The following is a 1,863-nucleotide window of genomic DNA, read 5'->3' on the forward strand; positions in this document are numbered from 1 at the left end:
TCAAAAAAATGCACAAAGCTATCCCAGTCATGAACTTTTTTAAGTTGATTATAAAATATAACTACTAAATTGTTTTCCATAATTTCATTTTATAATTTTTTATCTAAAACTCTAATTTCTTTTTTGTTTATAGTGATTTTATTCGCAGGAGCATCTGCAAATAGTGTTGTTCCAGCACCAATTATTGCGTTTTCTGCAATATTAATTGGTGCAATGAGTGAGGAATTTGAACCAACAAAAACATTATCCGCAATTTCAGTAGTGAATTTGTTCTTACCGTCATAATTGCAAGTGATAGTTCCAGCACCGATATTAACATTTTTACCAATGTTTGCATCACCGATATAAGATAAATGATTTACTTTAGAGCCTTTCCCGATTTTCGCATTTTTAAGTTCAACAAAATTGCCGATTTTTGCATCGTCATAGATTTTAGTTTTGGGGCGAATTCTAGCATATGGGCCGATATTTACATTTTCTGCAATCTCGCAATCTTCTAAGTGAGAGAAGGAATTTATAACAGAGTTTTTACCAATTTTAACCTTTCCTTTGAAAACTACGAAAGGATCAATTATCACGCCAGAAGCGATTTCCGTTTCATCAGAGAAATAAACATTTTGTGGGTCAGTAATAATTACGCCATTAGAAAGATGTTTATCTCGTAATTGATTTTGATAAATTTTCTCAGCCTCTGCCCTTTCTTGTTGGCTATTAATTCCAATAACTTCTGATTCATTAGTTGAGATATATTTTACATCAAGCCCTAAATTATTAGCGATTTTAACGGCGTCAGTAAGATAATATTCACCTTTAGAATTTTGATTATCAATTTTAGAAATTATTTCGTTAATGTATTTTCCATTAAAAACCATAATTCCAGAATTGCATAAGGAAATTTTCTTTTGCTCAAGATTTGCTTCTTTTTCTTCAATGATTTCTAAAACCTTATTATTTGAAGTTGAAATTAGCCTGCCATAGCCTGAGGGATTACTTGCCTCAAAGCCTAAAATACAAATTGCTGTGTTATCTGAAATTTCAGATAACATATTATTAATAGTTTCAACTTTTATGAAAGGTGTATCACCATAAAGAATTATCACATTATTATTTGGATGAATTAAATCAAGGCAGAGCTTAACTGCGTGGCCTGTTCCAAGCCTTTCTGCTTGGATTACATTTTTTGATTGATATTTATTTAATATTGGTGATATTTCGTCGCTTAGTTCTGAAATTATTGTTATAACTTCAGCATTTAATAGATTTGCTGTGAGGTATGAATATTCAATTAGTTTTTTCCCAGCAATTGAGTGAAGTATTTTTGGAGTATCATTCTTCATTCTAGTGCCTTTTCCAGCACCAAGAATAAGACAAATATTTTTATAATTGTTTAACATTTTTGATTTTTGAAAATTATAATATGTTGCATTCTATGCACAGTTTGAAGTTATGGAATATATTTTTTACATAAAATCAATAATTAATTGTTGTTATATAAAAAAAGTTAATACTTAATCTAATATCTACAAGTTTATGGAAATTAGTATGCATAAAAAAAGTAATGCGAAAGGTTTCACTTTGGTGGAATTAGCAATAGTATTAGTAATAGTTGGATTGCTAGTTGGTGGTGTTTTGCAAGGGCAAGAGCTTATAAAGCAAGCTCAGATAAGGTCTGTGGTAACCCAAATTCAGAGTTTGGATACATCGCTTAACACATTTAGGGCAAAATATAGGGAGTATCCGGGGGATATATCTCGTGCGAGGCAATTTGGAATTAACTGCCCAAGAACAGGTGCCGCTTGTTCTTCATCTACTGATAATATTGCTGCAACTGATTCAGATGGAGCAACAGATGGAGCAATGGGA

General features: G+C 31.3%; 2 protein-coding genes. One reads left to right on the top strand and one right to left on the bottom strand.

The window, feature by feature from the left end:
- Nucleotides 1-89: 89 nt before the first annotated feature.
- Nucleotides 90-1,394 carry a bifunctional UDP-N-acetylglucosamine diphosphorylase/glucosamine-1-phosphate N-acetyltransferase GlmU gene (gene glmU / locus SFT90_04585; protein MDX1949760.1) on the bottom strand — a complete coding sequence of 435 codons (1,305 nt, stop codon included), beginning with the start codon at nt 1,392-1,394 and terminating at the stop codon, nt 90-92.
- Nucleotides 1,395-1,542: 148 nt separating this feature from the next.
- Between glmU and SFT90_04590 the strand changes: the two genes are divergently transcribed.
- A partial coding sequence (locus SFT90_04590) for a prepilin-type N-terminal cleavage/methylation domain-containing protein (GenBank protein MDX1949761.1) occupies nt 1,543-1,863 on the top strand: 321 nt, incomplete at its 3' end.

This window comes from Rickettsiales bacterium (genome assembly GCA_033762595.1).
GTDB lineage: Bacteria > Pseudomonadota > Alphaproteobacteria > Rickettsiales > UBA8987 > JANPLD01.

Excerpts from the sequence above, each read along its gene's own strand:
- glmU (MDX1949760.1), bottom strand. The coding sequence starts at position 1,394 with ATGTTAAACAATTATAAAAATATTTGTCTTATTCTTGGTGCTGGAAAA.